The 21056-nt window shown below is 72.4% G+C and carries 22 protein-coding genes and 2 pseudogenes; 9 read left to right on the forward strand and 15 right to left on the reverse strand.

What is annotated here, in order from left to right:
• The first annotated feature begins 24 nt into the window (after positions 1-24).
• On the forward strand, positions 25-1401 hold the full coding sequence (locus tag IEY86_RS27395; RefSeq protein WP_189134544.1) for a dipeptidase: 1377 nt from the start codon (positions 25-27) through the stop codon (positions 1399-1401).
• On the opposite strand, the gene IEY86_RS27400 is transcribed toward IEY86_RS27395, so the two are convergent.
• A complete protein-coding gene (locus IEY86_RS27400) occupies positions 1365-2183 on the reverse strand; it encodes an aquaporin (RefSeq protein ID WP_189134545.1) in 819 nt (272 codons plus the stop codon). The genes IEY86_RS27395 and IEY86_RS27400 overlap by 37 nt on opposite strands.
• A 46-nt stretch (positions 2184-2229) precedes the next feature.
• Positions 2230-2544: an ArsR/SmtB family transcription factor gene (locus tag IEY86_RS27405; protein ID WP_189134546.1), complete on the reverse strand. Its 315-nt coding sequence runs from the start codon at positions 2542-2544 to the stop codon at positions 2230-2232.
• 64 nt (positions 2545-2608) lie between these two features.
• Here IEY86_RS27405 and IEY86_RS27410 point away from each other — a divergent pair, with 64 nt between their 5' ends.
• Positions 2609-3022, forward strand: a complete 414-nt coding sequence (locus tag IEY86_RS27410; RefSeq protein ID WP_189134547.1) for an arsenate reductase ArsC — start codon at positions 2609-2611, stop codon at positions 3020-3022.
• 216 nt (positions 3023-3238) lie between these two features.
• Complete coding sequence (locus IEY86_RS27415) at positions 3239-4009, forward strand: HAD family hydrolase (RefSeq protein WP_189134548.1); 771 nt, start codon at positions 3239-3241, stop codon at positions 4007-4009.
• Here the strand turns inward: IEY86_RS27415 and IEY86_RS27420 are convergent.
• Both IEY86_RS27420 and IEY86_RS27425 read right to left on the reverse strand, forming a co-directional pair.
• The gene (locus tag IEY86_RS27420; RefSeq protein WP_189134549.1) at positions 3947-4984 is read right to left on the reverse strand and encodes an NUDIX hydrolase; all 1038 of its coding nucleotides are present in this window, start codon (positions 4982-4984) and stop codon (positions 3947-3949) included. The two genes, IEY86_RS27415 and IEY86_RS27420, sit on opposite strands and share 63 nt — an antisense overlap.
• Positions 4985-5209: 225 nt before the next feature.
• Positions 5210-6256, reverse strand: coding sequence for an ROK family protein (locus IEY86_RS27425; protein WP_189134550.1), 1047 nt, complete (start codon positions 6254-6256; stop codon positions 5210-5212).
• Between the two features lie 190 nt (positions 6257-6446).
• On the opposite strand from IEY86_RS27425, the gene IEY86_RS27430 reads away from it, so the two are divergent.
• Positions 6447-7427 (forward strand): LacI family DNA-binding transcriptional regulator, encoded by a 981-nt coding sequence (locus IEY86_RS27430; protein ID WP_189134574.1) that lies wholly within the window; start codon positions 6447-6449, stop codon positions 7425-7427.
• A gap of 151 nt (positions 7428-7578) precedes the next feature.
• Here the strand turns inward: IEY86_RS27430 and IEY86_RS27435 are convergent, their stop codons facing one another.
• The 6 genes and pseudogenes from IEY86_RS27435 to IEY86_RS27460 form a co-directional block, all read right to left on the reverse strand.
• A complete protein-coding gene (locus tag IEY86_RS27435) occupies positions 7579-8871 on the reverse strand; it encodes a DUF6986 family protein (protein WP_189134551.1) in 1293 nt (430 codons plus the stop codon).
• 182 nt (positions 8872-9053) lie between these two features.
• Positions 9054-10016 (reverse strand): electron transfer flavoprotein subunit alpha/FixB family protein, encoded by a 963-nt coding sequence (locus IEY86_RS27440; protein WP_189134552.1) that lies wholly within the window; start codon positions 10014-10016, stop codon positions 9054-9056.
• 49 nt (positions 10017-10065) lie between these two features.
• Complete coding sequence (locus IEY86_RS27445; RefSeq protein WP_189134553.1) at positions 10066-10854, reverse strand: electron transfer flavoprotein subunit beta/FixA family protein; 789 nt, start codon at positions 10852-10854, stop codon at positions 10066-10068.
• Between the two features lie 245 nt (positions 10855-11099).
• Positions 11100-11558 (reverse strand): flavin reductase family protein, encoded by a 459-nt coding sequence (locus IEY86_RS27450; protein ID WP_189134575.1) that lies wholly within the window; start codon positions 11556-11558, stop codon positions 11100-11102.
• Between the two features lie 148 nt (positions 11559-11706).
• Positions 11707-11973, reverse strand: a pseudogene (locus tag IEY86_RS38230) (hypothetical protein); the annotation flags it as partial.
• A gap of 45 nt (positions 11974-12018) precedes the next feature.
• Positions 12019-12453 (reverse strand): TlpA family protein disulfide reductase, encoded by a 435-nt coding sequence (locus IEY86_RS27460; protein WP_189134554.1) that lies wholly within the window; start codon positions 12451-12453, stop codon positions 12019-12021.
• Positions 12454-12528: 75 nt separating this feature from the next.
• On the opposite strand from IEY86_RS27460, the gene IEY86_RS27465 reads away from it, so the two are divergent.
• Positions 12529-12945 carry a DUF4395 domain-containing protein gene (locus IEY86_RS27465; protein WP_189134555.1) on the forward strand — a complete coding sequence of 139 codons (417 nt, stop codon included), beginning with the start codon at positions 12529-12531 and terminating at the stop codon, positions 12943-12945.
• 125 nt (positions 12946-13070) lie between these two features.
• Positions 13071-13787: a lysophospholipid acyltransferase family protein gene (locus IEY86_RS27470; protein WP_189134556.1), complete on the forward strand. Its 717-nt coding sequence runs from the start codon at positions 13071-13073 to the stop codon at positions 13785-13787.
• Between the two features lie 86 nt (positions 13788-13873).
• Here the strand turns inward: IEY86_RS27470 and IEY86_RS27475 are convergent, their stop codons facing one another.
• From IEY86_RS27475 to IEY86_RS27490, 4 genes are all read right to left on the reverse strand, one after another.
• Entirely contained in the window at positions 13874-14452 is a 579-nt protein-coding gene (locus IEY86_RS27475) for a cupin domain-containing protein (protein WP_189134557.1), read from the reverse strand.
• Positions 14453-14816: 364 nt separating this feature from the next.
• Positions 14817-15923, reverse strand: coding sequence for a threonine aldolase family protein (locus IEY86_RS27480; protein WP_229698804.1), 1107 nt, complete (start codon positions 15921-15923; stop codon positions 14817-14819).
• Positions 15905-16648, reverse strand: coding sequence for an SDR family NAD(P)-dependent oxidoreductase (locus tag IEY86_RS27485; protein WP_189134558.1), 744 nt, complete (start codon positions 16646-16648; stop codon positions 15905-15907). Before IEY86_RS27485 ends, IEY86_RS27480 begins: the two co-directional genes overlap by 19 nt.
• A 32-nt stretch (positions 16649-16680) precedes the next feature.
• The gene (locus IEY86_RS27490) at positions 16681-18015 is read right to left on the reverse strand and encodes a DUF6421 family protein (protein ID WP_189134559.1); all 1335 of its coding nucleotides are present in this window, start codon (positions 18013-18015) and stop codon (positions 16681-16683) included.
• Between the two features lie 354 nt (positions 18016-18369).
• On the opposite strand from IEY86_RS27490, the gene IEY86_RS27495 reads away from it, so the two are divergent.
• Entirely contained in the window at positions 18370-19068 is a 699-nt protein-coding gene (locus tag IEY86_RS27495; RefSeq protein ID WP_189134560.1) for a glycerophosphodiester phosphodiesterase, read from the forward strand.
• Here the strand turns inward: IEY86_RS27495 and IEY86_RS27500 are convergent.
• A complete protein-coding gene (locus IEY86_RS27500) occupies positions 19052-19597 on the reverse strand; it encodes a GNAT family N-acetyltransferase (RefSeq protein WP_189134561.1) in 546 nt (181 codons plus the stop codon). The genes IEY86_RS27495 and IEY86_RS27500 overlap by 17 nt on opposite strands.
• Positions 19598-19657: 60 nt before the next feature.
• Here IEY86_RS27500 and IEY86_RS27505 point away from each other — a divergent pair, with 60 nt between their 5' ends.
• Positions 19658-20050 (forward strand): VOC family protein, encoded by a 393-nt coding sequence (locus IEY86_RS27505; RefSeq protein ID WP_189134562.1) that lies wholly within the window; start codon positions 19658-19660, stop codon positions 20048-20050.
• 347 nt (positions 20051-20397) lie between these two features.
• A pseudogene (locus tag IEY86_RS27510) lies at positions 20398-20691 on the forward strand (EamA family transporter); the annotation flags it as partial.
• Positions 20692-21056 lie beyond the last annotated feature (365 nt).

The raw sequence follows: 21056 nt of genomic DNA on the forward strand, positions 1-21056 counted from the left end.
CGCCCGCATCCCATGAGGAGCGACATGCACACCACCCCGCTGGCACAAGCCGTCCGCGCCGAGATGCCCCGGGCCAGGGCCGAGTTGGCCGAGCTGGTCTCGTATCCCTCGGTCGCCGACCCGCGCCAGTTCCCGCCCGAGGAGTGCGAGAAGGCCGCCCAGTGGGTGGCGGACGCGCTGACCGCGGAGGGGATGGAGGACGTCGCTCTGCTGCACACCCCGGACGGCACGGCGTCGGTGTACGGGCGCCTGCCCGCACCCGAGGGGGCGCCGACGGTGCTGCTGTACGCGCACTACGACGTCCAGCCGCCGCTGGACGAGTCGGGCTGGGTCACACCGCCGTTCGAGCTCACCGAGCGCGAGGACGGCCGCTGGTACGGGCGTGGCGCCGCCGACTGCAAGGGCGGCCTGATCATGCACCTGGCCGCGCTGCGGGCGCTGCGGGCCGACGGCGGCGTACCGGTGGGGATCAAGGTCGTCGTGGAGGGTTCGGAGGAGCAGGGCACGGGCGGCCTCGAGCGGTATGTGGAGGCCCACCCGCAGCTGCTCGCGGCCGATGCGATCGTGATCGGCGACTGCGGCAACTTCCGGATGGGGCTGCCGACGGTGACGGCCACGCTGCGCGGGATGACGCTCGTTGAGGTGGCGGTGCGGACCCTGGAGGGGAATCTGCACTCGGGGCAGTTCGGCGGGGCCGCACCCGACGCTCTGGCCGCCGTGATCCGCGTGCTGGACTCGCTCATGGACAAGGACGGCAACACCGTGATCGAGGGGCTGCCGGTGGACGGCACCTGGGACGGCCTGGAGTACTCGGAGGAGGACTTCCGCGAGGACGCGAAGGTGCTCGAGGGAGTGGGGCTGCGCGGCAGCGGTTCGGTGGCCGACCGGGTGTGGGCGCGTCCCGCGGTCACGGTCCTGGGCATCGAGTGCCCGGGCGTGGTCGGCTTCACGCCCTCGGTGCAGGCGAGCGCGAAGGCCGTCGTCAGCCTGCGGGTGCCGCCGGGGATGGACGCCGCGGTGGCGCAGGAGGCCCTGATCGCGCATCTGGAGGCGGCGGCTCCGTGGGACGCACGGGTGAGCGTCACCGCCCTGGGGCAGGGCCAGCCGTTCCGCGCCGACACCTCCAGCCCGGCCTACACGGCGATGGCCGAGGCGATGCGCGCCGCGTACGGCCGGGAGATGGCGATCGCCGGGCAGGGCGGTTCGATCCCGCTGTGCAACACACTCCGGGCGACCTACCCCGACGCGGAGATCCTGCTGATCGGCCTGTCCGAGCCGCAGGCCCGGATCCACGCGGTCAACGAGAGCGTCGACCCCGGTGAGTTGGAGTCGATGACGTTGACGGAGGCGCTGTTCCTGCGCGGCTACGCCGAGACCTGGGACGGCCCGGCCGAGGGCTGAGCGGGGGGCGCCCCGGCTTCCCCGGCCGGGGCGCCGAAGACCGCCGCCACCAGGGCGAGTCCCAGGACGGCGCCCACGATCTGGGCGAGGACGAAGCCGGGTACCGAGGCGGGCGCGATCCCGGCGAAGGTGTCGGTGAAGGCGCGGCCGAGGGTGACGGCGGGGTTGGCGAAGGAGGTGGAGGAGGTGAACCAGTAGGCGGCGCCGATGTACGAGGCGACCGCCGCGGGCGCGTACCGCAGCCGGTCGGCGCGGGCGAGTCCGAGGATCAGCAGGATCAGCCCGGCGGTGGCGACTGCCTCGCCGATCAGAAGGTGTCCGGCGGAGCGGTCGTGCGTGGACCAGCGCACCAGCGGCCGGTCGAACATGGCGTCGGCGAGCACGGCCCCGCCGATGGCCCCCAGAGCCTGCGCGGCGATGTAGAGCGCGGCCGACCTCGCGTCCGGACCGTCGTCCTCGCGGCGGGAGTGCCACCACTCGGCGAGAGTGACCACGGGGTTGAAGTGGGCGCCGGAGACCGGGCCGAGGAGCAGGATCAGCACGCCGAGGCCGAAGACGGTGGCCAGGGAGTTGGCCAGGAGCTGCACGCCGGTGTCCCGGCTCAGCTCGGTGGCCTGGACACCGGAGCCGACCACGACCGCCACCAGGGCGGCGGTGCCCACGAGTTCGGCCGCCGCGCGCCGGGCCAACGGGGCCTGTCCGGGCGCGTCAGGGGGCCCGGTCGGTGCGACGGCGTCCGCCCGGTGTGCGGCGGGATCGGGTCTGGTCCCGGTGGCGCTCAACGGGCACTCTCCTCGGGTGACGTCGGTGGGCCTGGACGGGCGGTGCTCAGGCGCAGGGGCGCCTGCGGCTGCTGTCGGCGGTACGGCGGGCCCGCTCGGCGAGCTCCCCGAGGGCGTCGGCGAGCGCGTCCAGGGCGGCGGGGCGCAGCTTGTAGTAGATGAAGCGGCCGCACGGCTCGGTCTCCACCAGTCCGGCCTCGCGCAGCACCTTCAGGTGGTTGGACAGGTTGGTCTGCCGGGCACCCGTCTCCTCGACCAGGTGGCACACGCACAGCGCCTCGTCCGCGAGCAGGGAGACGATCCTCATCCGCAGCGGGTCCGCCAGCACCTTCAAGGCATCAGTATCGACTGACATCACCATGGGCTGATACGTTACCGGGTACGGGGTACCCACCGCGACCCGTCCCGGAGAAAGATCCAAGACGATGCCCGCAACCGCTTCCGTCCTGTTCGTCTGCGTCCACAACGCGGGCCGCTCGCAGATGGCCGCCGGATTCCTCGGCCACCTCGCCGGGGACCGGGTCGAGGTCCGCTCCGCGGGCTCCCTCCCGGCGGACCGGGTCAATCCCGCCGCCGTGGAGGCGATGAGCGAGGTCGGCATCGACATCGCCGACCAGAGGCCCAAGGTGCTGACCACCGAAGCGGTCCAGGGCTCGGACTATGTGATCACCATGGGCTGCGGCGACGCCTGCCCGTACTTCCCGGGCAAGGAGTACCTGGACTGGACCCTGGAGGATCCGGCCGGGCAGGGCATCGACGCCGTCCGCCCGATCCGGGATGAGATCAGGACCCGCGTCGAGGCCCTCGTCGCCGAGATCGACGCGAAGCGCCGGCAGTAGCCGCCGCGCTCTCGGCGAGGGCCGCCCTCGAAGCCCCCCGCCGCGGAGGACGTACGCCGCGGCGCCCCGACAGGTGATGCGCCGCCCGTCCTTGATCGGCTCGCGCAAGGCCCCTTCCCGGACCAATGCACCCACCCCACCGACGCCGGGAAGCTTTGGCCAAAGAAATTCCGTTCAGTGATGAACCAATCGGGGCTCCTTGCCGTATCGACGGTCATGAGCACTTTTTCCGGTCCCGGACCGACCGAGCCCGCACCGGCAGGGACCGCACCCCGCGTGGTGGCGTTCTTCGATGTGGACGGCACCCTGCTCTCCGGTACGAGCACGTTCACTGCCATGGAGCGCTGCCGGCGCGCGCTCGGCCGCCCGCTGACGGAGGCGCAGGGACCGGCCGGGACGCCCGGCGCCACCGGGGGGCCGTACACCGACTCCTCCGCCGCCGAGGCGGCGCGCGCCTGCCGGGAACTGCTCTGCGGACTGCAGGTCGCGGAGGTGGCCCGGATCGGCCGTGAATGGTTCCAGGCCGAGTCCGCTCGAGGCGGGATCTGGAACGAGCAGGTGCTCGAGGCCTTTCGCGGGCACGTCCGGCGCGGCTTCCTCACCGTCCTGGTCTCAGGCGCCGTCCCGGCCTGCGTCGAGCCCATCGCACGCCACCTCGGCGCCGACGCGATCCTGTGCTCCGACCCGGAGACGGCGGTGGGCCGGTACACCGGGCGGCTGGTCTCCCCGATGACCGGCCGGGCCCGCGGCTACGGCGCGCGGCGCTTCATGAACGGGCACGGCCTCGACCGCGCCGGCGCGTTCGCCTACGCCGACCGGGCCACCGACCTCCCCCTCCTCGCGGAGGTGGGCAACCCGGTGGCCGTGGGCGACGATCCGCTCCTGGCCGCCCACGTCGAGGGCGGCGGCCGGCTCGGACCGCGGTCAGCGACCGACCGGAGTGCCGGCCTCGAGATAGAGGACGGTCGACTGCTCACGAGCGCGTAGCGCCCAATGCAGGCGGGCCCGCCGCACGGGGGGCAGCAGGTCCGCCGCCTCCTCTTCGGTGACGAAGCGCCAGTCGCGCAACTCGTCCCCGGGCAGCCGCAGGCGAACATGCTGGTCGGCGGCGAGCACCCCGCCGTCGAAGAGCAGCCGCAGCCCGCCGAAGCCGGGCGGCTTGGGCGGCTCCCAGTCGACGACGAGGAGGCTGGGAGCCTCGGTCAGCTCCAGGCCGAGCTCCTCGCCGACCTCGCGCACCCCGCCGCAGGCCGGAGCCTCCCCCGGCTCGACGACTCCGCCGGGGAACTCCCATCCGGGCTTGTAGGTCGGATCCACCAGCAGGACCCGTCCCCGGGCGTCGAAGAGCAGCACACCGGCGGCCAGCGTCGCCGCGGTCGGCTCGGGGGTCTGCACGATCTCGCGCACCGCCGCTCCTTCGGCGAGGAGTTCGGCGACGCGTTCGGCGCTCTCCGCGGCGTTCGCGGCGCCCGCCTCCACGACGCAGGCGTCCGCCTCCAGCCAGGTCCTTGCCGCCTGGTAGTCGTCGATGTGGTCCACGCACCAGCCGCGGACATCGGCGTCGGCCTGCGGGTCTTCGGGGAAGACCACACGCTGCTCGATCCGTTTTCGCAGGATCGTTTCATCGGCGTGGAGGAGGAAGTGCCGCACCTGCACCCGCCGCGCGGCGAGGCCGCCGAAGATCTCGTCGCGGTACTCCTGGCGCAGCAGCGTCATGGGGACGACGAGGGGCCCGGGCACCTCGTTCAGCAGTGCGGCGGCGGTGTCGACGACGAGGCGGCGCCACGCGGGGAGGTCCTGGTAGTCGTCCACCTGCCGTATCCGCTTGTGCGGAAGCATGTCGCGCAGGGCCGAGCCCACGAGTTCCGGGTCGAAGAGCACACTGCCCGGTATCAGTTCGAGAAGTTCACGTGCCGTGCTGGTCTTGCCCACTCCGAACGCACCGTTGAGCCAGACGATCACGGAAGCCCCCTCCTGTGGCGGTCTGTGAACCGCGCCCCCTACGAATTCCCTCGGCTGCCGCGTTCGCAAACGTTCGAAAACAGGCGAGCCCGGCACCCTTGCCCCGAAGGAGGCGAAAGCGCAGAGGCTATCCGGTGCGGCCCACCGGCAGAAGGGGCACCGGGCGGCCACCGCGAACGCGGCCGAGTCCCGCCCCACGCCGGGCGCGGGTGCCGGGCCGAAGGCCTACAGAGAGCCCGCCTCCGCCCTGAACGGGCCGAGGTGGGACAGCGATTGAGCCGCGGCGGCCGCCGCTCCCACCAGGCCCGCGTCCGTGCCCATCAGCGCCGGGCGCACCTCGATGTCCCGGACGAACGACAGGGTCGCGTACGTGCCCAGCCATTTGCGCAAGGGCTCGAAGAGGACGTCGCCCGCCTTCGCCACTCCCCCGCCGATCACCGCGACCTCGATCTCGGTGAGCGCCGCGGTCGCCGCGATGCCCGCCGCGAGGGCCTGCGCGGCACGGTCGAACGAGGCCATGGCGACGGGGTCGCCCCGCCGCGCCGACTCGGCGACGGCGGCGGCCGACACGTCGTCACCCTCGGGCCGCCAGCCCTGGCTCAGGGCCCGGCGGGCGATATTGGGACCGCTGGCGATCCGCTCCACGCAGCCGCGGGCGCCGCAGGGGCACTGCTCGCCGTCGAGGTCCACGCTGATGTGGCCGATGTGGCCCGCGTTGCCGGTCGGCCCGGCGTGCAGCACTCCGCCGAGCACCAGACCGCCGCCGACTCCGGTCGAGACGACCATGCACAGCGCGTTGTCGAAGCCTCGGGCGGCGCCGAGCCAGTGCTCGGCCGCGGTCATGGCGACACCGTCACCGGTGAGCACGACGGGCAGGTCACCGGTCACGGCCGCGACCCGGGGCACGAGCGGGAAGTCGCGCCAGCCGGGCACATTGACCGGACTGACGGTGCCCACCGAGGCGTCGACGGGTCCCGCGCTGCCGATGCCCACGGCCCGCACACCCGGCCACCGCGGGGAGGAGGCCAGTTCGGCCAGGACCTGCTCCACCGAGGCCATGACGGTCTCGCCGCCCTCGCTCGCCGGGGTCGGGCGCAGTGACCGGGCCAGCAGCGCGCCGCACGAGTCGACCAGGGCACCGGCTATCTTCGTACCTCCGATGTCCAGCGCCGCGATCAGCCCCTCGGGACGGTCCACGGCCGCAGGGGCGCAGGAACCGGAGGGCAGACCGGCGCCGGCCGGGTCCGGAGCGGCGAAGCCGTCGGTGTGCATCGCTGTCGTGTCTCCTCTGGCGGTGGGAGCCCTGACGGGCGCGGAGCCTGCCGGGGTAGTCTCACCTTTGCTGACAACGTTGTCCAGTCCGTACCCTGCACGATCCGAAGCACTAGGAGGACGAGCACACGTGGCCGAGCCCGCGCACAACTCCCGTGGCGCCGCACAGCGGTACGGCGCCCGCCCCACCATGAAGGACGTCGCTGCCCGCGCCGGCGTGGGCCTGAAGACCGTGTCACGGGTGGTCAACGGCGAGCCGGGGGTCACTCCGGACACCATGCAGCGCGTGCAGTCCGCGATAGACGCGCTCGGTTTCCGACGCAATGACAGCGCCCGCATTCTGCGCAAGGGCCGTACGTCCAGCGTCGGCCTGGTCCTGGAGGACCTTGGGGATCCCTTCTACTCCTCCCTGAGCCGAGCGGTGGAGGAGGTGGCGCGGGGGTACGGCTCCCTGCTGTTCACCGGCTCCAGCGACGAGGACCCCGAGCGCGAACAGGAGTTGACGCTCGCGTTCTGCGCCCGCCGGGTGGACGGGCTGGTGATCGTGCCGACGTCGTTCGACCACCGCTATCTGGAGCCCGAGATCGCGGCCGGTATCGCCTCGGTGTTCGTGGACCGCCCGGCCGAGCGGATCGACGCGGACGCGGTGCTCACCGACAACGCGGGCGCGGTCCGCGAGGGGGTCGCCCATCTGATCGGACAGGGGCACCGCAGGATCGCCTTCATCGGTGACCAGCCGCGTATCCACACGGCCTCCGAGCGCCTGCGCGGATACCGCGAGACGATGGCGGCCGCCGGGCTGCCGGTGGACGAGGCCTGGGTGTCCATGGGCTCGACCGCACCGGAGCGCGTGCACGCCGAGCTGTCGCGGATGCTGGACGACCCGCAGCCGGTCACCGCGCTGTTCTCCGGCAACAACCGGGTGACGGTCGCCGCGCTGCGCGTCCTGACGGCCAGCTCCCGGCCGGTGGCGCTCGTCGGCTTCGACGACTTCGAGCTCGCCGATCTGCTCTCCCCGGCCGTCACCGTGGTCGCCCAGGACCCGGCCCGGCTCGGCCGCACCGCGACGGAACTCCTCTTCAACCGCCTGGAGGGCGAGACGGGACCGCCGCGCCGCGTCGAACTGCGGGGCCGCCTGATCGTGCGCGGCTCCGGCGAGATCGCGTTCTGATCAGCGTCCTCGTCAGCGGCCGGAAGCGGGAAGCGCGGTGCCGGATCTCCGCCTGGCCCGCGCCGCCGGGGCCCGCGCCGCCCGGGTCCGCGCCGCCGCCTCGGGCCCTTCCGGGGACCGCGCGCTGAACACCCGGTGCGGGCATGCCGGATCAGCTCCCGCCGGCACCGCCCGCGGCGGCGGCCGGACCCCGGCCCGAGAGGGCGTCGAGGCGGGTACGGTCCAGGCCCGTCGCCGCCACCGCCTCCGACAGGTCGACCGCCCCGCAGTCGAGGCCGCGCAGGAGGTAGCCGCTGAGGGCCTTGGCGGTGGCGGGTTCGTCCATCACATCGCCGCCCACCCGGTCCACGTAGGCGGCGAGCCGGGCCGCCGCGCTGTCCAGCCCCTCGCGGTAGAAGGCGTAGACGGCGGCGTAGCGCGTGGGCAGGTGGCCCGGGTGCATGTCCCAGCCCTGGTAGTAGGCGCGGGCGAGCGAACGCCGGACCAGGCCGTAGTGAAGGCGCCAGGCCTCGTGCACCTTCCGCGTCGGACCGACCGGCAGGACATTGGTTGAGCCGTCGGACAGCCTCACCCCGGTGCCCGCCGCGGCGACCTGCATCACCGCCTTGGCATGGTCCGCGACCGGGTGGTCCATGCTCTGGTAGGCCGCGGCGACACCGCAGGAGGCGCTGTAGTCGAAAGTGCCGTAGTGCAGCCCGGTGGCCCGACCGGCGGCCGCGTCGATGAGCCGGGCCACGGTGGCGCGGCCGTCGGCGCCGAGGATCGCCTGGGTGGTCTCGATCTGGATCTCGAAGCCGATGCGCCCCTCGGGCAGGCCCGTCGCGCGCTCGAACTCCGAGCACAGGCGCACCATCGCCTCGACCTGCGCGGGGTACGTCACCTTCGGCAGGGTCAGCACCAGACCGCGGGGCAGCCCTCCCGCCTCGAGCAGTCGGGTGAGGAAGATGTCGAGCGTGCGGATCCCCCGGGCGCGGACGGCGGACTCCATGCACTTCATCCGGATGCCGGCGAACGGCGGCGCGGTGCCGTCCGCCGCGGCGGCGCCGATGAGCTCGGCCGCACGCTCCGCGGCCGCGTCCTCCTCCCCGTCGGGGCGGGGTCCGTAGCCGTCCTCGAAGTCGATGCGCAGATCCTCCACGGGCTCGCGTTCGAGCTTGGCGCGCACCCGGTCGTGGACCGGCCCTGCGAGGTCGTCGGGCAGGCCCAGGACCCGGGCGAACGAGGCCGCGTCGGGCGCGTGCTCGTCCAGCGCCTCGAGCGCCCGGCGGCCCCATGAGGCCACGGTGTCCCGCGCGAAGGCGTCGGCGGGGACGTAGACGGTGTGCACCGGCCGGCGGCTGCCCGGGTCGCCGGGGTAGCGGCGGGTCAGCTCCGCGTCCACCTCGGACAGCGACGCGTCGACCTCGGCGCGTACCGCGTCCGGCAGCGATGTCCGGACCACCATGGGAGCCTCCACGGAAATCAACAATCTGTTGAAGTGACGCTAGCCACCGCCCCCATGATCGTCAATACCCGCCCCCACGCACCGGGCCCGCCGTCGAGCGACGGCGGGCCCCGGAGGCGCGAACATGAAGGCGCGAAGGTGAAGGCGCGAACGTGAAGGCGCCGAATCAGGCAGTCGGCGGGTCAGCCCTTGCGGGACTCGACCTCCTCGGTCAGCTGCGGCAGCACCTGGAACAGGTCGCCCACCACGCCGTAGTCGACGAGGTCGAAGATGGGCGCCTCGGCGTCCTTGTTGATCGCGACGATCGTCTTGGACGTCTGCATACCGGCCCGGTGCTGGATCGCACCCGAGATGCCCGCGGCGATGTACAGCTGCGGGGAGACGGTCTTGCCGGTCTGGCCCACCTGGTTGGTGTGCGGGTACCAGCCCGCGTCGACCGCGGCGCGGGAGGCGCCGACCGCGGCGCCGAGTGAGTCGGCGAGGGACTCGACGACGTGGAAGTTCTCCGCGCCGTTGACCCCGCGGCCGCCGGAGACCACGATCGCGGCCTCGGTCAGCTCCGGGCGGCCGGTGGACTCACGCGGCGTGCGGGAGACGACCTTGGTGCCCTTGGCGGCGTCGCCGAACGACACTTCCAGCGGCTCCACCGCGCCGGCCGCGGAGGCGGCCTCGGGAGCGGCCGAGTTGGGCTTCACGGTGATCACCGGAACGCCGTTGGTGACACGGGACTTGACGGTGAACGCGGCAGCGAACGCGGACTGCGTGGCGACCGGTCCGTCGTCGCCCGCCTCGAGGTCGACGGCGTCCGTGATCAGACCGGAGCCGAGGCGCACCGCGAGGCGCGCGGCGATCTCCTTGCCCTCCGCGGAGGACGGGACGAGCACGGCGACCGGGCCGACCGCCTCGACGGCCTGCTCCAGCGCGTCGACCTTCGGCACGACGAGGTACCCGCCGAACTCCGGGGCGTCGGCGGCCAGGACACGGGTCGCGCCGTACTCGCCGAGCGTGGAGGCAGCGGTGTCGGCACCGGCGCCGAGGTGCACGGCGACGGGCTCACCGATCCTGCGGGCGATGGTCAGCAGTTCGAGGGTGGGCTTGCGGACGGCGCCGTCCACGTGGTCGACGAGGACGAGTACTTCAGCCATGGAAATTTCTCCTAAAGCGGTTCGAGGGCGGTCGGCGGACAGGTGCGGGTCAGATGAACTTCTGACCGGCCAGGTACTCGGCCAGCTGCTTGCCGCCCTCGCCCTCGTCCTTCACGATCGTGCCCGCGGTGCGCGCCGGGCGCTCGGTCACACCGTCGACCGCGGTCCAGGAGCCCTCGAGGCCCACGGCGGAGGCGTCCACGCCGAGGTCGGACAGCTCCAGCGCCTCGACCGGCTTCTTCTTGGCCGCCATGATGCCCTTGAACGACGGGTAGCGGGCCTCACCGGACTGGTCGGTCACGGAGACAACGGCGGGCAGGGACGCCTCGAGCTGCTCGCTCGCCGCGTCGCCGTCCCGGCGGCCGGTGACCTTGCCGTCCGCGACCGCGACCTCGGACAGCAGCGTGACCTGAGGGGTGCCCAGACGCTCGGCGAGGATCGCCGGGAGGACACCCATGGTGCCGTCCGTGGAGGCCATGCCGCAGACCACGAGGTCGTAGCCGACGTGCTCGACGGCCTTGGCCAGCACCAGGGAGGTGCCGAGGACGTCGGTGCCGTGCAGCGCCTCGTCGTTGACGTGGACGGCCTTGTCGGCGCCCATCGAAAGCGCCTTGCGCAGCGCGTCCTTCGCGTCGTCGCCGCCCATCGTCAGGACGGTGATCTCGGCCTCGCCGCCGTTGGCTTCCTTGATCTGCAGAGCCTGCTCGACCGCGTACTCGTCCAGCTCCGACAGCAGTCCGTCGACCGCCTCGCGGTCTGTGGTGCGGTCCTCGGCGAAGTGCCGGTCGCCTGTGGCGTCGGGCACGTACTTCACACAGACAACGATCCTCAAGCTCACGCCTGTCTCCTACTGCATCGGTCACGTCCGGCGCGGCGCGCCCAGGCTGCCGCTCCCTGGCAGCATAGGCGCACCCTACGGACCGGTACGCGCTGTGTACTGGTCCGCGGTTACCAGGCAATTACCGATGAACCCATAGCCGGAGCGCAAGGACCTGAAACTGTGAAACGTGGCACTCAGTGCCAGCAATTTACGTCCCTCAGTGCCGCACACGTGCCGTCGGCATGCCGTCCGCGAGCCGTCTCTCAGTGCCGCAGGGCGTTGAAGCCGCCCTGGTGGTACAGGAGCGGTCGCCCGGGGCTGGTGGGGTCCAACGCGACCGCCTCCGCGAGGACGAGGCGGTGGTCCCCCGCCGGGATCCTGGCGGCCACCCGGCAGACGAGCCACGCCAGGACACCGTCGAGCAGGGGGACTCCATGGGGTCCGGGACGCCAGGAAGTCCCACCGAAGCGGTCGGCGCCCTTGCGGGCGAAGGTCGCGGCGAGCTCCTGCTGGTGCTCGCCGAGGATGTGCACGCCGACGTACTCGGCGCGGGCGAGCGTGGGCCAGCTCGAGGAGCCGGTACCGGCTCCGAAGGAGAGCAGGGGAGGCTCGGCGGCGACGGAGCCGACCGAGGTGGCGGTGAAGCCCACCGGCCCCTCGTCGCCCGTCGCGGTGATCACCGCGACGCCGGCGGCGTGCTGGCGGAAGACGGCGCGGAACAGGTCGGCCGAGGCGGGCGCGGGTGCCTCCCGCGGGCCGGCGGCATCTCGCGCGCCGGTCGCTTCGTGCGGGCCGGTCGCCCGTGGAGCGGCGTCGTGCGGGCCGGAGGCGCGCGGATCGGAGTCGTGCGGATCGGAGTCGTGCGGATCGGAGTCGCGCGGATCGGAGTCGCGCGGATCGGAGTCGTGCGGATCGGAGTCGTGCGCGCCGGACGCGCGCGGGTCGGCGTTGCGCAGATCGGCTTCGTGCAGGTCGGCGGAGGCCGTCATGAGTACGGGTGTCCTTCGTGGTCGGCGGGTCGAGCAGGCTGCGAGGCGTGTCAGCCGCTCGAACAGCGGGAACCGGCGTGCCGCACCAGGTCCAGGTGCACTCGGGCGTACAGAAGGGGGCCGTACCACATAGCGTCAGAGTGACGATTCCGGTCCCGCCCCGTCAAGACGGCCCCGGGAGATGGGACGAGGATCACCGGTCGTCACCGCCTTCCGCGACGGCCCTGCCCAGGGCGGCGATCACATCGGCCCTCCTCGGCTGCCCGGACGCCCGGCGCACCAGCGCACCGTCCGCGTCGAGGACGAGCACCGTCGGCGTACGCAGGATGGACAGCGCGCGGACCAGTTCCAGACGGGCCTCGGCGTTCACCTCGATATGCGTGACGCCCTCCACCATCGAGGCGACGTCCGCCAGCACCCTGCGGGTGGCCCGGCACGGCTGGCAGAAGGCACTGGAGAACTGCACCAGGGTGGCCCTCGTCCCCAGCGGCCCGCCGAGCTGCGCGGCCGTCAGCCGCACCCCCGTATCGCCCGAACGCACCCGCAGCCTCCCGTCGCGGCGCGCGCGCAGCAGGCCGAAAGCCCCCGCCGACGCGAGCACCGCAAGACACACCATCAGACCGGTCATCCCCACCTCAAGCGTTCACACAGCCTTATTGATTCCCGCGGGTCGCCCCGGCCGCCGGGGGGAACTCAAGCTGCCATGCAAGCCATCGACCCCCGCGGGGCACGGTTCTCCGCCGCCCTCACCACACTCGTCCTGGCCGCGGTGCTCGTCACCGGCAGCGGCCCGCTCCTCGCCGTGCAGGCGCTCCTCTTCGCGCTCGGCGCAGCCGGCGGTGTCCGGCGCACGCCGTACGCCTGGCTGTTCCGCGTTCTGGTGCGGCCCCGCATCGGCCCTCCCGCCGTGGCCGAGGACCCCCGGCCACCCCGCTTCGCGCAGGGCGTCGGCCTGCTCTTCTGCGCGGTGGGACTGGTCGGCTGGTTCGCCGGACCGCCATGGCTGGGCCTGGCGGCGACCGGCTGCGCACTGGCCGCCGCGTTCCTCAACGCCGCCTTCGGCCTCTGCCTGGGCTGCGAGATGTACCTGCTGGTGCACCGGACCCTGCGCACGACGTGACGAGTATCTCCGCCCGCTCCGGTCCCCGAAGGTGACAGATGGTGCCCGCACGGGGGAACATCTGCCGACAGGCCGAACCTACGGCTGCGTACCTTGTCCCCCGGGGCCAGGAAAGGTGTTCCCACGTGGCAGAACTCGTCTATCCCCCGGTCATCGGGGTGGCGCACACGATGTTCCGCGCCTTCGATCTCAGGATCGACCTGGCGGGTTCGGAGAACATCCCCCGCAAGGGCGGGGCGCTGCTGGTGAGCAACCACATCGGCTACCTGGACTTCGTCTTCTGCGGTCTGGCCGCCCGGCCCGCCAAGCGGCTGGTGCGCTTCATGGCCAAGAAGTCGGTGTTCGACCACAAGATCTCCGGACCCCTCATGCGGGCGATGCACCACATCCCCGTGGACCGGGCGGACGGCGTGCATGCCTTCCAGCACGCGCTCAAGGCGCTGCGCTCCGGGGAGATCGTGGGGGTCTTCCCGGAGGCGACGATCAGCCGTTCGTTCACGCTCAAGCAGTTCAAGACCGGCGCCGCCCGCCTCGCGACGGAGGCGGGCGTGCCACTGCTGCCGATGGCCGTGTGGGGGACGCAGCGGGTGTGGACCAAGGGCCGCCCGCGCAACTTCTCGCGCAGCCACATCCCGATCTCCATCCGTGTCGGCGAGGCCGTGCACCCCGGCGCGGACGAGAAGCCGGGCAAGCTGACACTGCGCCTGCGCGACCGGATCGCGGAGTTGCTTGGCGACGCCCAGCGCGACTACCCCGACCGGCCGAAGGGCCCGGAGGACTCGTGGTGGCTGCCCGCCCACATGGGGGGCACCGCTCCCACTCCGGAAGAAGCCAGGGACTAGCGGGGACCGGCCACGGCCGGGCACATCCCGGACGGCCGCGACCGCGCCGGCCCCGCGGACCCGCTCGACGGCGTGCCGACGGCGGGTCACCAGTCCTCGGAGCGCTCCACCGCCTTGAGGGTGAGCACATTGCCCTTGCGCCCGTACCGGTGGATCACCGGCACCAAGGGGTGGTAGACGTGCACGGAGATCGCGTACTCGGTCTCCGACTCGTTGACGACCTGGTGGACATGCCGGGGGCCGAAGGCGCGCCCCTGGCCGGGTCCCAGCTCACGGGTGCGGTCCTGGCCCTCCAGCAGCTCCAGCGTCCGCCAGCCCCCGGTGGGCAGCTCCGTGGCGAGGGAGTACTCCGTCAGCCCGCCCACGGCGGTGACGAACGCCCCCGAGGAGCCTCCGTGGTCGTGCCAGCCGGTCTCACTGCCGGGCGGCCAGGCCAGCAGCCATGCTTCGCAGCCGCCGGGACCCTCGAGACGCCGCCAGCTGCGCTCGAACGTCTCGGGCTTGAGACTGGCGATGAGCTCCGCGTCGGCGGCGCTGCGGCGAGCGAAGTCCAGCAGCTCGGCCAGGGAGGGCAGGTCCGCGCGAGGGCGGGTGCCGGGCCGGGCGGACGTGTGGTCGGGGTTCGGCTGTGCGGGGGCCTGGACGGCCGCGGGCGCCTGGGTCATGGTCAAGGAATGTCACCACCGCTGAGAAGTCCCTGCCGGCGCCCTCGGGCGCGGACAGGGTGGAACGACCGGACTGGGGTGCTTCAGCTGCTTGGGCGGTGACACAGCGCGCTCGCGTGCCGGACCAGGTCCACATGCACGCGCGCGAAAAGCAGCAGCTCGACAGTCGTCACGGGCGACAGCGTATCCGATGACCGTCCGCCCGGTCGCGGCGCGGACTGCCCGTCTCACCCAGTGAACGCGTTGGGAACCGCGAAACGCCCCACCGCGGTCCCCCTCGGAACCGGGCGGGGCGTCTCGAGCATCCAGCGGGCCTCCCGCTCGGCCTTCCCTTCGGCGCCACCGCTTGGCGATCTCCTCGACGCTACCGCTTGGCCATCTCCTCGAGGATGGCCGCCGCGAACGAGTCGATGTCGTCCTCGGTGGTGTCGAACGAGGCCATCCAGCGCACCTCGCCGGTGTGCTCGTTCCAGAAATAGAAGCGGTAGCGCTTCTGGAGCCGCTCGCTGACGTCCCTCGGCAGGATCGCGAACACGGCGTTGGCCTGGACCGGACGGACGACCGTGACCCCGTCGATGTCCCGCACCGCGGTTTCGAGGCGCTCGGCCATCGCGTTGGAGTGGCGGGCGTTGCGCAGCCACAGGTCCCCGGCGAGCAGGGCCTCGAACTGCACCGAGACGAACCGCATCTTGGAGGCGAGCTGCATCGACATCTTGCGCAGGTACTTCACCCCGCGCGCGACGTCCGGGTTGAGGACGACGACGCACTCGCCGAACAGCAGGCCGTTCTTGGTGCCGCCGAACGACAGCAGGTCGACCCCGGCGTCGGTGGTGAACTCCCGCAGCGGCACGTCCAGCGTGGCCGCGGCGTTGGCGATCCGTGAGCCGTCCATGTGCACGACCATGCCGCGCTCGTGGGCGTGCTCGCAGATGGCCCGGACCTCCTCGACGCCGTAGCAGGTGCCGAGTTCGGTGGTCTGGGTGATCGAGACGGCCAGCGGCTGCGCGCGGTGCTCGTCGCCCCAGCCCCAGGCCTGGCGGTCGATCAGCTCGGGGGTGAGCTTGCCGTCGGGCGTGGGCACGGTGAGCAGCTTCAGTCCGCCCATCTTCTCGGGCGCGCCGCACTCGTCCACATGGATGTGGGCGCTCTCGGCCGCGACGACGGCCCCCCAGCGCTCGGAGACGGACTGCAGGGCGACGACGTTGGCTCCGGTGCCGTTGAAGACCGGGAACGCCTCGGCCCGGGGGCCGAAGTGCCTGCGGAAGACGTCCTGGAGGTGGCCGGTGTAGTCGTCCTCGCCGTAGGCGACCTGGTGGCCGCCGTTGGCGAGGGCGACCGCGGCGAGGATCTCCGGGTGGACCCCCGCGTAGTTGTCGCTCGCGAAGCCGCGCACCGCCGGGTCGTGGTGGCGCGCGGCGTCGGTCGTGTGCGGGTCGTGCTGGTCGTTCGAGGTCACTGAGGCGTCAGCCACTTGCGCTTTCCGTTCACTTCCTCGGCGGGCCGGTCCCACATCGCGGCGATCTCGTCGGCGAGATCGGCCACGTCGGTGAAGCCGGCGAATTTCGCGTTGGGCCGCTGGGCCCGCATGTCGTCGTGCACCAGGGCCTTGACCACCAGGATCCCAGCCGCGGCCGAGGGTCCCGAGTCGCCCCCCGCCTTGCGGAAGGAGTCCCCCAGTGCCAGCGTCCAGGCCTCGGCGGCGGCCTTGGCCGCGCCGTAGGCGGCGTTGCCCGCGGTGGGCTTGGTGGCACCGGACGCGCTGATCAGCACATAGCGCCCGTGGGGGCTGCGCAGCAGGGGGTCGTGGAAGGCCAGGGAGGTGTGCTGGACGGTCTTGACGAGCAGCTTCTCCAGAAGCTCCCAGTCGGCCAGGTCCGTCTCGGTGAACGTGGCCGAGCCGCGCCAGCCGCCGACGAGGTGGACCAGCCCGTCGATCCGTCCGAACTCCTTCTCGGTGCGGCTCGCCCATTCCCGGGCGGCCTGGAGGTCCAGCAGGTCGACGGTGTCACCGGTGACGACCGCTCCCCCGGCGGCGTCCCGGGCCTCGTCCACCGCGGCGTGCAGCCGCTCGGCGTCCGCGTCGGAGGCGACGACGGTGGCTCCGGCGGTGGCCAGGCGGCGCAGGGCCGCCCTTCCGGCCGGTCCCGCGGCTCCCGCCACGGCCACGACGGCACCCTCTAGGGGCTTGCTGTTCATCCGTGCCACCTCCCTGGACTGCGACGCCTCGTTCACGCGGCGGCCTTTGCGGTGATCCCCTTGGTGGAGGCGATCACGTGCTTGAGCTTCTTGCTGAGTGCCTCGTAGAACATGCTGAGCGGGAACTCGTCGGGAAGTACCTGGTCCACGAGCTTACGGGGCGGCTGGTCGAGCGGCAGCGCGTCGGGGCCCTTGGCCCACACCGACCCCGGGTGCGGGGACAGGTAGGCCGCGACCAGGTTGTAGGCGGCGAACCAGTGGACCAGCTTCGGACGGTCGATTCCGTCCCGGTAGAGCTTCTCGATCTCGGCGCAGAGCTGGTTGGTGACGGTGGAGGCGAGGTCCCAGTCGATGCGGAGCTTGTTGTCCGTCCACCGGACCGCGTCGTGCTTGTGCAGGTAGGCGAAGAGGAGCTGTCCGCCGAGCCCGTCGTAGTTGCGCACCCTCTCACCGGTCAGCGGGAACCGGAAGAGACGGTCGAAGAGAATCGCGAACTGGACGTTGCGCCCGTGCTCGAAGCCCTCGGACTCCAGCCGCACGGCCTCCTTGAAGGCCGTGAGGTCGCAGCGCAGCTCCTCGAGCGCGTACATCCAGAACGGCGCCCGCTGCTTGATCATGAACGGGTCGAACGGGAGGTCGCCGTGGCTGTGCGTGCGGTCGTGCACGAGGTCCCACAGCACGAAGGTCTGCACGGCGAGGTCCTGGTCGCCGACGAGCCGCCGGGCGTCCTCGGGCAGCTCCAGGCCCAGGGTCTCCACCGCGGAGGCCGTCACCCGGCGGAAGCGGGCGGCCTCGCGGTCGCAGAAGATCCCGCCCCAGCTGTAGCGCTCGGGGACCTCGCGGACGGCGACGGTCTCGGGGAACAGGACGGCGGAGTCGGTGTCGTACCCGGCCGTGAAGTCCTCGAAGGTGATGGGCACGAACATCGGGTTGTCGAAGCGCGTGCGCTCGAGTTCGGCCAGCCACCGCGGCCAGACGACACGGAGCAGGACGGCCTCGAAGTTGCGGTTCGGGTTGCCGTTCTGCGTGTACATCGGGAAGAGGACCAGGTGCTCGAGGCCGTCCTGCCGCTCCTGGGAGGGCTGGAAGGCGAGCAGTGAGTCCAGGAAGTCCGGCACGCCGAAGCCGTCGGCCGCCCAGCGGTCGAGGTCGGTGAGGAGCTTGCCGAGGTATTCGGCGTCGTGCGGGAAGCGGGGGGCGAGGGCGCGCACGGCGTCGGCCATCGCCGCCACCTGCCGCTCTGCCTCGGCCCGCTCGGGGGCGTCCTCGGCGTCGAAGTCGATCGAGCCGTCCTTGGACTGCCAGGGGCGGATGGTCTCCACGGCCCGCTTCAGATCGGCCCAGGCGGGGAGCGCCACGGTGCCCATGGGCGCCTCGGCTGCATCACTCGCGCCGTTTACGCCCTCAATGTCCGTTACCGACAGTAGATTTTTCATGGACACCCCACTTTCACAGGAGAACCTCGCGTCATGACAGCGTATAGAAGAGAGGTTGTCCCGCTCAAGGGGAGAGGCCGCAGATTATCCTGTGCGACCCCCCACATTGCCGTCGTTCTTCCCGTCCTCGCGGAAAAGGCCACCCAGTACATATGCCCGTCACCCTCTCGCGTCACTCCTGTCACTGTTCGGACTTTCGCCGGCACTAGGCTGCGGAGCCGACTGGAGCTTTTGGGTTGGCTTCTCCGCCCGCGCAGAAACCGAGATCGACAGGCGGTCACGAGTTTGAGCTTCCTGACCATCGGCCACCGCGGCGTCATGGGCGTCGAGCCGGAGAACACGCTGCGCTCGTTCATCAGGGCGGAACGCGAGGGGCTCGACGTGATCGAGCTGGACCTGCATCTGAGCAGCGACGGCGCCCTTGTCGTGATGCACGACGCGACCGTGGACCGCACCACCGACGGCAGCGGCCCCATCGGCGACCACACGCTGGACGAGCTGCGCAAACTCGACGCCGGCCTCGGTGAGCGGGTACCGACGTTCGACGAGGTGCTCGACGCGGTCCGCGCCCCGCTCCAGGCCGAGATCAAGGACCGGGCGGCCGCGCGGGCCCTCGCGGACACCATGCGCCGCCGCGACCTGCTGGAGCGGGTCACCGTCATCTCGTTCCACGACGAGGCGGTGGCCGAGATCCGGGAACGGCTGCCGGGGGTGCGCACCGGCCTGGTCGCCGGCCGCTACGGCGAGGACGTGGTGCGACGGGCCAAGGACGTGGGCGCCGAACTGGCCGTCCTCAACCTGCGCAGGCTCACCCTCGCCGTCGTGGAGCGCCTGCACGACGAGGGCATCGGGGTGGTGTCCTGGGTGGTCAACACGCCGCGGGACCTTCTTCTGGCCAGGACCCTGGGCGTGGACGGCGGCACGACCGACTTCCCCGCGATCAAGCGGGCCGTCGAGGCGGAGGGGCTCAGCCCAGCTCCTTGACCAGCGTCTCGAACTCCAGGCCCTCGCGCTTGGGCAGGCCGAACCGCTCGTCGCCGTAGGGGAACGGGGTGGTCCGGCCGGTGCGCCGGTAGCCGCGCCGCTCGTACCAGGCGACCAGCTCCTCACGGGCCGAGATCACCGTCATGTGCATCTCACGCGCGTTCCACTCGCCGCGGACCACGCGCTCGGCCTCGGCCAGGACCGCCCGGCCAAGTCCCGCGCCCTGCAGTCCCGGGCGCACGGCGAACATCCCGAAGTAGGCATGGGCGCCCCGGTGCTCCAGCTGGCAGCAGGCGACCAGCACGCCGTCCCGCTCGACGACGAGCAGGCGGCTGCCCGAGGCGCCCACGACCTCGGCGACGCCCTGCGGGTCGGTGCGCTGCCCGTCGAGGATGTCGGCCTCGGTGGTCCAGCCCTGCCGACTGCTGTCGCCCCGGTAGGCGGATTCGACCAGCTCCACCAGGGCGGGCACGTCCTCCTCGACTGCGGCACGGAAGGTCAGCGATGCGGCGGGGTCTGCGGTCTCCACGCTCCGAAGGCTAACGCGCCGGTGTTTCCCTCCCGAGGGCGCACTGCCTACAGTCCGCTGATGGTCAACATTCTCAGCAGCCGCATCCTGCTGCGCCCCACCGACCTGGAGCGCAGCCGCGCCTTCTACCGGGACGGGCTCGGCCTGGCGATCTACCGCGAGTTCGGCACGGGCGCCGAGCGCGGCACGGTCTTCTTCCTCGGTGGAGGCTTCCTCGAGGTCTCCGGCACCTCCGCCACGCCCCCAGCGCCCGGAGTGGAACTGATGGTGCAGGTCCCTGACGCGCTGGAGGCCCGGCGAGAACTGGAGGAACGGGGGGTCACCGTGCTGCGGCCACCCCTGCGCGAGCCCTGGGGCATGATCGAGATGTGGATCTGCGACCCGGATGGCGTAAGGATCTGCGTCGCCGAGATGCCGGAGGACCACCCGGTCCGCTCCCGCCCGAGCCTCTAGCGGCCGAGCCTCTAGCCGCCGCGCGGCCCACCACTCGAGCCGCGGTGGCGGCCGCGGCCTTGATGCGCCCACGCGGCCGCGCCGCGGGGGCCCCGCGGGCTTCGGCCCCTCGCCCGGGGACGGCAAGAACCTCGGCCCTGCGGGCAGCCGGATCGGCCGGACGGCAGCCGCCGGACCGGTCCATGGGCATCCGGACCGGCCCATGGACATTCAGAGCCTCGGCCCTGGCGCGGGAACGCTCGACTTCGGCCCTACGGCCCGGTCCTCGGACGGCAGGCGCCGGACCGGGTCCGTGACCCGTTTCAGGCCGGGAACTCGCGTGCTGGGGCCTTGTGGACCGGCGCGCCAAGCCCCTCGGCGCACGGGCCGGGTCCGTGGCCGGGCTTGTTCAGGGCGCTCCGCCCAGGAGGCCCGCTTCCTCGCCGTCCCTGGTGTCGCAGTTCGGCGGGTTCGTCGTCCGGTACCGCGGTATGGCGGCGATCGGTGTGGCCCGCGCCGGCCAACTCCGGCTCGCCCAGCACCTGCTGACGCTCGTGTGGTCCACGTCGCTGCTCGGCGAGCGCGTCGTCCCCGCCGTCCCCCTGACCGCGCCGACCGTCCTGGGATGCGTCGCCGTGACCCAGCGGGCGACGGTGCGCTGAGGGCCCGAGCCGACGGGCCCCGGGGGGGCAGCCTCCCCCGGGGGCCGCCGGCGCCTCCCCACGCCCCTCGGCAGCGCCCACGGGCGCCGCCGACCCGGGCGTCCTGGACCTGCGCAGGCGTTCAATCGGCGCACCCGCCGCCGCGCCCGTGATCCGGTTCACGCCCCCTTCCTCCGCCCAAGGCGCCCCCCGCCTCCACCCAAGGCGCCCCCTACCTCCACCGAAGGCGCCCCCCGCCTCCACCCAAGGCACCCCTTCCTCCGCCCAAGGCGCCCCCTACCTCCACCGAAGGCGCCCCCCGCCTCCACCCAAGGCACCCCTTCCTCCGCCGAAGGCGTTTCCCTTCCTCCGCCCAAGGCGCCCCC

Source organism: Wenjunlia tyrosinilytica (assembly GCF_014646055.1).
Classification (GTDB): Bacteria; Actinomycetota; Actinomycetes; order Streptomycetales; family Streptomycetaceae; genus Wenjunlia; species Wenjunlia tyrosinilytica.

Coding starts and splice junctions, on each gene's coding strand:
- IEY86_RS27485 (WP_189134558.1), bottom strand. CDS start 16,648: ATGAACAGCAAGCCCCTAGAGGGTGCCGTCGTGGCCGTGGCGGGAGCC.
- IEY86_RS27410 (WP_189134547.1), top strand. CDS start 2,609: ATGCCCGCAACCGCTTCCGTCCTGTTCGTCTGCGTCCACAACGCGGGC.
- IEY86_RS27505 (WP_189134562.1), top strand. CDS start 19,658: ATGGTCAACATTCTCAGCAGCCGCATCCTGCTGCGCCCCACCGACCTG.
- IEY86_RS27435 (WP_189134551.1), bottom strand. CDS start 8,871: ATGGTGGTCCGGACATCGCTGCCGGACGCGGTACGCGCCGAGGTCGAC.
- IEY86_RS27415 (WP_189134548.1), top strand. CDS start 3,239: ATGAGCACTTTTTCCGGTCCCGGACCGACCGAGCCCGCACCGGCAGGG.
- IEY86_RS27425 (WP_189134550.1), bottom strand. CDS start 6,256: ATGCACACCGACGGCTTCGCCGCTCCGGACCCGGCCGGCGCCGGTCTG.
- IEY86_RS27460 (WP_189134554.1), bottom strand. CDS start 12,453: ATGACCGGTCTGATGGTGTGTCTTGCGGTGCTCGCGTCGGCGGGGGCT.
- IEY86_RS27430 (WP_189134574.1), top strand. CDS start 6,447: ATGAAGGACGTCGCTGCCCGCGCCGGCGTGGGCCTGAAGACCGTGTCA.
- IEY86_RS27475 (WP_189134557.1), bottom strand. CDS start 14,452: ATGACCCAGGCGCCCGCGGCCGTCCAGGCCCCCGCACAGCCGAACCCC.
- IEY86_RS27405 (WP_189134546.1), bottom strand. CDS start 2,544: ATGGTGATGTCAGTCGATACTGATGCCTTGAAGGTGCTGGCGGACCCG.
- IEY86_RS27395 (WP_189134544.1), top strand. CDS start 25: ATGCACACCACCCCGCTGGCACAAGCCGTCCGCGCCGAGATGCCCCGG.
- IEY86_RS27465 (WP_189134555.1), top strand. CDS start 12,529: ATGCAAGCCATCGACCCCCGCGGGGCACGGTTCTCCGCCGCCCTCACC.
- IEY86_RS27490 (WP_189134559.1), bottom strand. CDS start 18,015: ATGGGCACCGTGGCGCTCCCCGCCTGGGCCGATCTGAAGCGGGCCGTG.
- IEY86_RS27440 (WP_189134552.1), bottom strand. CDS start 10,016: ATGGCTGAAGTACTCGTCCTCGTCGACCACGTGGACGGCGCCGTCCGC.